At 37.9% G+C, this 7,289-nt stretch carries 7 protein-coding genes; 1 reads left to right on the top strand and 6 read right to left on the bottom strand.

Annotated features, from left to right (window positions below):
• Nucleotides 1-92 precede the first annotated feature (92 nt).
• The 5 genes from ACVWXS_RS23255 to ACVWXS_RS23275 form a co-directional block, all read right to left on the bottom strand.
• The gene (locus ACVWXS_RS23255) at nucleotides 93-2,288 is read right to left on the bottom strand and encodes a bifunctional (p)ppGpp synthetase/guanosine-3',5'-bis(diphosphate) 3'-pyrophosphohydrolase (RefSeq protein WP_368635812.1); all 2,196 of its coding nucleotides are present in this window, start codon (nucleotides 2,286-2,288) and stop codon (nucleotides 93-95) included.
• Nucleotides 2,289-2,497: 209 nt separating this feature from the next.
• On the bottom strand, nucleotides 2,498-3,412 hold the full coding sequence (locus ACVWXS_RS23260; protein ID WP_374965803.1) for a pseudouridine-5'-phosphate glycosidase: 915 nt from the start codon (nucleotides 3,410-3,412) through the stop codon (nucleotides 2,498-2,500).
• A gap of 4 nt (nucleotides 3,413-3,416) precedes the next feature.
• Nucleotides 3,417-4,508 carry a carbohydrate kinase gene (locus tag ACVWXS_RS23265; RefSeq protein WP_456960337.1) on the bottom strand — a complete coding sequence of 364 codons (1,092 nt, stop codon included), beginning with the start codon at nucleotides 4,506-4,508 and terminating at the stop codon, nucleotides 3,417-3,419.
• Between the two features lie 113 nt (nucleotides 4,509-4,621).
• The gene (locus ACVWXS_RS23270; protein WP_456960338.1) at nucleotides 4,622-4,867 is read right to left on the bottom strand and encodes a hypothetical protein; all 246 of its coding nucleotides are present in this window, start codon (nucleotides 4,865-4,867) and stop codon (nucleotides 4,622-4,624) included.
• 212 nt (nucleotides 4,868-5,079) lie between these two features.
• Nucleotides 5,080-6,336, bottom strand: coding sequence for an MFS transporter (locus tag ACVWXS_RS23275; protein WP_456960339.1), 1,257 nt, complete (start codon nucleotides 6,334-6,336; stop codon nucleotides 5,080-5,082).
• 234 nt (nucleotides 6,337-6,570) lie between these two features.
• Between ACVWXS_RS23275 and ACVWXS_RS23280 the strand changes: the two genes are divergently transcribed.
• Nucleotides 6,571-7,017: a MarR family winged helix-turn-helix transcriptional regulator gene (locus ACVWXS_RS23280; RefSeq protein ID WP_456960340.1), complete on the top strand. Its 447-nt coding sequence runs from the start codon at nucleotides 6,571-6,573 to the stop codon at nucleotides 7,015-7,017.
• A 56-nt stretch (nucleotides 7,018-7,073) separates the two neighbouring features.
• On the opposite strand, the gene ACVWXS_RS23285 is transcribed toward ACVWXS_RS23280, so the two are convergent.
• On the bottom strand, nucleotides 7,074-7,289 hold a 216-nt coding region (locus ACVWXS_RS23285), incomplete at its 5' end, for a hypothetical protein (protein WP_456960341.1).

Here is a 7,289-nt window from a genome sequence, read left to right on the forward strand (position 1 = left end):
TCAATTCTGTCATTGCATGCGCCAGAAGATTCGTTTTCGGTACATTACAAAGTTACTACTACCCCACGATATATATTCAGCAGCGCAATCAATTAGTTAATCACACGTTGCACTGAATATATATCAGGTGTTTGTTTAATACGTTCCACTACTTTATGCAAATGCGAAATATTTGAAATCGAAATCGTTAAATGAATCGTTGCCATTTTATCTCGATCAACACGACCACTCACTGCTAAAATATTCGTTTTCGTTTCGCTTACAATTTGCATAATTTCATTTAAAATACCTGGTCTATCAAAGGCTGAAACTTCAATATCAACAGGGTATTCTTTTCTCTCAGGCGTAAGTCCGCGTTCCCATTCAACTTCTATCAAGCGCTCCTGCTCATCATCAACTTGAATATTAGGGCAGTCTGCACGGTGCACTGAAACACCTCTACCTTTCGTAATGAAACCTACAATATCATCTCCTGGAACTGGCGTACAGCAACGTGAAAGTCGAATAAGCATATTGTCGATATCTTTTACGATAACACCCGATTCCGTACGTTTTTGTGGAATAGGGTTTTTCATTTTTTGCTCAATTTTCTCGAGCGCCTCTTCCTGTTCACGCTCTTTGCGTCGTTTTTCCGCTAGACGATTAACCACTTGCTGTGCTGTAATACCATTCACACCAACAGCGGCATATAAATCTTCTTCATTTGTATAGTTAAATTTTTCACAAACGCGCTTTAGATTTTCCGCTGACATTGTTTCTTTTATGTCAAAACCTTGTGCACGGATTTCCTTCTCTATCATCTCTTTTCCTTTGATGATATTTTCCTCTCGAAGATGGCGTTTGAAAAACTGCTTTATTTTATTTTTCGCCTGTGAGGATTGGGCTATTTTTAGCCAATCTCGACTCGGACCAAACGATTGCTTAGAAGTTAAAATCTCAATGATATCTCCCGTTTTCAATGGTGTATCAAGCGGTACCATTTTACCATTGATTTTCGCGCCAATTGTACGATTTCCAACTTCTGAGTGCACACGGTATGCAAAGTCGATAGGTACAGAGCCCGCTGGTAATTCAATGACATCTCCTTCAGGCGTGAATACATAGACCATATCAGAGAATAAATCAAATTTTAACGATTCCATAAACTCCTCAGCATTAGAAGACTCATTTTGGAATTCTAAAATTTCTCGGAACCACGTCAATTTTTGGTCGACATTTTGTTTTTCATTATCTATTTTTTTACCTTCCTTATATGCCCAATGTGCAGCAATCCCGTACTCGGCAATTTTATGCATATCCTTCGTACGAATTTGTACTTCTAATGGATCACCATAAGGACCAATGACTGTTGTATGCAGTGATTGATATAGGTTTTGTTTAGGCATCGCAATATAATCTTTAAAACGTCCAGGCATCGGCTTCCATAAAGTATGAACGATTCCAAGTACGGCATAGCAATCTTTAATACTATCGACAAGTACACGAATGGCTAATAAGTCATAAATTTCGTTGAATTGTTTTTTTTGTAACACCATTTTACGATATATACTGTAAATATGTTTCGGACGACCATATACATCGGCGTCAATTTCAACATCTGTAAGCTGTGACTTCATCTCAGTCATAACATTGTCTAGATATGCTTCACGCTCATCACGTTTTTTCTTCATAAGACTGACAATGCGATAATATTGCTGTGGATTTAAATAACGAAGTGCTGTATCCTCAAGCTCCCATTTAACAGTCGAAATCCCTAAACGATGCGCAAGTGGTGCAAAAATTTCAAGCGTCTCTTTAGAAATACGGCGTTGTTTTTCTGCAGGCAAATGTTTTAACGTGCGCATGTTATGTAGACGGTCTGCCAGTTTAATCAAAATGACACGAATATCCTGCGCCATAGCTACAAACATTTTCCGATGATTTTCTGCTTGTTGCGCTTCTTTCGATAAATATTTAATTTTTCCAAGCTTTGTTACACCGTCTACAAGCATTGCTACCTCTTCGCCGAATTCACGAACCAAATCGTCGCGCGTAAAATCCGTATCCTCGACAACATCATGTAAAAAACCAGCCGCAACTGTTTCTGGATCCATTTGTAATTCAGCTAAAATACCAGCTACTTGCACTGGGTGAATAATATACGGTTCACCTGAGCTTCGGAATTGCTCAATATGGGCATCCCTTGCTAATTCATATGCTTTTTTCACGAATGCGACATTTTCATCATTCATGTAGGATTTGACTAACTCAAAAACGTCCTCAGGAGTCAAAATTTGCTCTTTCGCCATAACATGTCCACCTTGTTCGTCAAATTTTTCAGATTAGATATAAATTCAATTGTATAAAATATTATGGGCTATTGTAAAGTAACTGTGTCATTTTGTTTAGTTAATCTCGTGAACAATGTGAAAAATGGAAAAAACATAATACGAAATGAATAAAAAGACCCTTTGCGAATTTAATATTTCGCAAAGAGTCTCTCTTCTCATATAATTGTTTAGCCTAATTTATTATACGCTACAGCAATTTTTGCACCAACTACTGCATTATTTTTAACTAATGCAATATTGGCATCAAGGCTTTTACCTTCTGTTAATTCCTTCACTTTTCCAAGTAAGAATGGTGTCACGTTTTTACCTTGAATACCGTTTTCTTCCGCTTCAACTAGAGCTTTTTCAATGATTTCTGTAATGAATGAGTGCTCAAGTGCTTCAGCCTCAGGAATTGGATTAGCAATCACAGCTCCACCTTTTAAGCCTAATTGCCATTTTGCACGTAGCATTTCTGCAACTTCCTCTGGTGTATCAATCTTGAAGTTTACATCAAAACCGCTTTGACGTGTATAGAACGCTGGTAGTTCATCTGTTCCAAATCCAACGACTGGTACACCTTTTGTTTCAAGATATTCTAGTGTTAAGCCGATATCTAAAATAGACTTCGCCCCTGCACAAATTACAGCTACATTTGTTTGTGCTAATTCTTCTAAGTCTGCCGAAATATCCATTGTTGTTTCAGCACCACGGTGTACACCACCGATACCGCCTGTTACGAAAATTTCAATGCCAGCTAGCTCCGCACAAATCATTGTTGCTGCTACTGTTGTCGCACCTAATTTTTTTGTTGCTAATAAATACCCTAGGTCACGACGAGATGTTTTAGCTACACCTTGTGCATTACCGAACATTTCAAGTTCTTCATCTGATAAACCAATTTTAATTTTACCGTCGATTAATGCAATAGTTGCTGGTACAGCACCATTATCACGTATAATTTGTTCCACTTCACGTGCTGTTTGTACATTTTGAGGATATGGCATTCCGTGAGAAATAATTGTTGATTCTAATGCTACGATTGGTAAACCTTGTGCTTGTCCTGCTTTTACTTCTTCTGATAATACGATGAATTCTTTCATGTTGTTATTCCTCCATTTCACTTTTTAACAAATCAACTGATAGCTCAGGTCTTACTGTATATGGAGATGCAAGCGTATTTTTGGCATTCGTTAAGCCTGCATCAATACATGTTGCAAAGGATTGCCCAGTAAGCCAGCTATGGATTACAGCACTGACAAAGGCGTCCCCTGCACCTGTTACATCTTCAATTTTTTCTATAGCCTTAGCTGAGAAATGACTTGGCTTCGTTGTAGTAGAAGCTGCATACACCCCATTGCTACCAGCTGTAATAATTACATGCTCAGCACCTAATTTAAGAAGTTGCTGTAAAGCTTTTTCATAATGTGCAGCGCCTTCAATTGCATGACCGATAATTGTCTCTGCTTCATCTGTGTTACAAATAAACCACGTTACACCTTGCAACGTATCTGGCAGTCGATTCATTTTTGGCGAAGACACAGGTACGATGACAAACGGAATTTCGCGGGCAATCGACACCTGCTGAATGTAAGCTACTGTTTCCTTTGGACAGTTTAAATCCATAATAAAGCAGCCTGCATTCATCAGCATGGCCTCATGTTTTTTTAGCAAACTTGGCAACAGTAGTTCATATACTTCCATGTTTGCCACCGCTAATGCTAGTTCGCCCTGCTCATCCATAATCGCAGTATAGGAACCAGTCGAAGCATCAGGGAGCTGCTCCACATAACGTAAATTCATAAATGGCTCTGAAGCTTCTTGGATCACTTGCCAATCCGCATCTTTGCCGGCAGTAGTCAGTAATGTAACCTGATGATTTAATCTGCCTAAGTTTTCAGCAATGTTTCGACCAACACCACCTACACTAAATGAAGAGCTAGCAGGATTAGATGTACCGAACTGTACGTTCCCCTTTACATGAAATTTTCGATCAAGATTGGCTCCACCGATACAAACAATTTCATTTTCTTCAGGTAAAATATACGCACGACCGACAATTTTCCCCTGCTTCGTTAAGCTCGACACTAAATTAGCAAGGACTGGACGAGATAAATTCATCTTATCTGCCATCTCTTGCTGAGACATAAACGGATTCTGGCGAATTAATGCAAGGACCGCCTGTTCTCTTTCATTCATAGCATCACCTTTTGTTATATTTGTTTATATTATAAACTTTTGTTTGGGTGATGTCAAAAATTTTTTATACAAAAAAGTTGAAGCCGATATGTTATGGGCTTCAACTTCAACTATTACTTCAATGAAATTTGATGTCTTATTAAAAAAGTATGGCTTTTCGGCATAACGTGGGGTTGATTTCCGTTCCGGCTGGGCGCTTTCCTGTGGGCGTCCGATGAGCCGCTTCGCTTCGCTGCAGGGTCTCGGGGCAACACGATGTTGGTCACGAAGGCGTTATCACAGGACGTGATGATTTTAGCCTTCGTTCCTCTATTCGCTATTCCCCAAGGAGTCGCCCAGCCTCCACTCCAATCAACCATTTCACTTAGTATGCATTTTCTGGCATGTCACTCTAATTTATCTTGATAAAATGAAACTCCAGCAACAAATGTTTTTTGTGCGAAAGTGAAGCGACAATCAAAACAAATCGGAGGAACGGCGGCTCGATGCTGCTAAATATCGATCGCTAATAAAATTTCGAGAACCGGAGAAAGCTAGAATTGTGCCCAAAGGAAAATCGAGTAGCCTATTATCAAGTATTGGCATGATGAGGTGTTTGTTTTTTCACGATGATAACAAATAAACTTGCCAATGCACAGAACATCCCTGCAAGGAAAAAGGCCCAAGTATATGTATTGAAAACCTTATAGATAAGGCCTCCACCATAAGCTGCAACTGCTGCCCCTGCTTGATGTGATGCGAAAATCCACCCATAAATAATACCACTTTTATTTGTTCCAAAAATTTGTCTAGAAATACTTATCGTTGGAGGCACTGTTGCAATCCAATCTAATCCATAAAAAATTGTAAAGATTGTCAGTAAAGTGAGCGACCCTTGCATTAATGCATACGGGAGTAAAATCAGAGACGTTCCTCTTAAAAGGTAATACCAAAACAATAACCATCGATTATCAAAACGGTCAGACAGCCACCCTGATAAAGTAGTGCCTACGAGATTAAACACTCCCATAAAAGAAAGAAAGGATGCAGCGGTCACTAAAGGGATACCAAAGCTAATACAATAAGAAACAAAATGAGTACCAATTAACCCACTAGTTGAAAGTCCACAAATGAAAAAACTTCCCGCTAATAACCAAAACTCTTTCTTCTTTATAGCTTCAAATAAACCATTAAACGCAATACTAATCGGATTTTTCTTATGATTCTCTTGTTGCATTTCTAGATTTTCGTCCATTCCATAAGGGAGAATTCCAATATCCTGTGGTTTATTTTTAATAAATATAGAAATAGTGATGAACATAACAATACTTAAAATGAGAATTAATCCAATCGCCCATCGCCAAGAATAATGCTCAATAATAATTGCCAATATAGGAAGGAGAATTAACTGCCCTGTTGCAGTACTTGCCGTTAAAATCCCCACTGCCAACCCTCTACTTTTCACAAACCAATGATTGGCTACATAAGGACTTAACACCGTTAAAAAGAGACTCGCTCCTAAGCCAATAATACAGCCCCATATAATGATTAATTGCCATGATTGTGTCATAAAAAGCGTAAGCATCATACCTATGAATAATGTAGCCATCGCTCCAAGCATCATTTTCTTTAAACCAACTACTTCTAGTAATGCCGCCATAAATGGACCTGAAAAACCATATAAAAATAGACTCACTGCAAAAGCTAAAGCTATTAAAGATCGATCCCAATTAAATTCTTTTTCAAAGGAGTCTATAAATACCCCTGATGATGACATTGTAATCCCTGCAACAATAATTGAGAAAAAGGTTACGACTAAAATAAACCAGCTATAATGAATACGCTTCATCTGAACACCTTCATTTCTTAATTGATTTTTTTTAATACTCTTTAATGAAAAAGATTACAGCTCAATACATGTATATGCATACATCACTGGAGTAAACCCCTTCCAAAAACATGTATATACATATATAATCTTAGTAATCGCTTTTATTACTGTCAAGAAACATTTTCCACCTTAACAAAATAAATCAATAAGGCTACTATAATATTGAACCCACTCGAAAAGGAGTACGGAGCAATGAAGAATATAGATTACACACAAATATGTGTATGTGCAAACCTTCGTAAAAAAACACGAGTCGTGACACAATTGTATGACAAATTACTACAGCCCACTGGCTTAAAAGTTACACAATACTCAATGCTAGCAAATATCGATCATCAACAATCAGTTTCCATAAGTCGACTAGGAGAAATTTTGCTGCTCGATCAAACAACCATTACACGCAATATTAACTTGTTAAAGCAAAATGGCTATGTGGATTTAAATAGAGATCTGCAAGATGCTCGAACAAAGGTCATTACACTAACTGAAAAAGGGGCTGAAAAATTAAACGAGGCTGCTCCAATTTGGCAAGATATTCAAGAGAGAATTATCAACGATATCGGCTTAGAAAAATACAATGATTTTTATGAAACATTGAAAACTATGCAAAAAATAATTCAATCTTATGATGAAGAATAAATAAACGGACCTAAACAAAAGAATCCATTTTGAAAATGATTGATCAAAATGGATTCTTAAAGTTGTTCTAGAGTTTTTATGCCAATGAAATTAAGTAAGTATGGCTCTTCAGCAAAACGAGAGTTGATTTCCGTTCCGACTGAGCGCATTGTAGCTGTCGCTTTGCTTTCGCTACAGAAAACATTTGTTGCTGTCGCTTCGCTTTCGCACAGATAAAACATTGTTGCTGTCGCTTCGCTTTCGCACAGATAAAACATTGTTGCTGTCGCTTC

This window comes from Lysinibacillus sp. TE18511, from assembly GCF_054062295.1.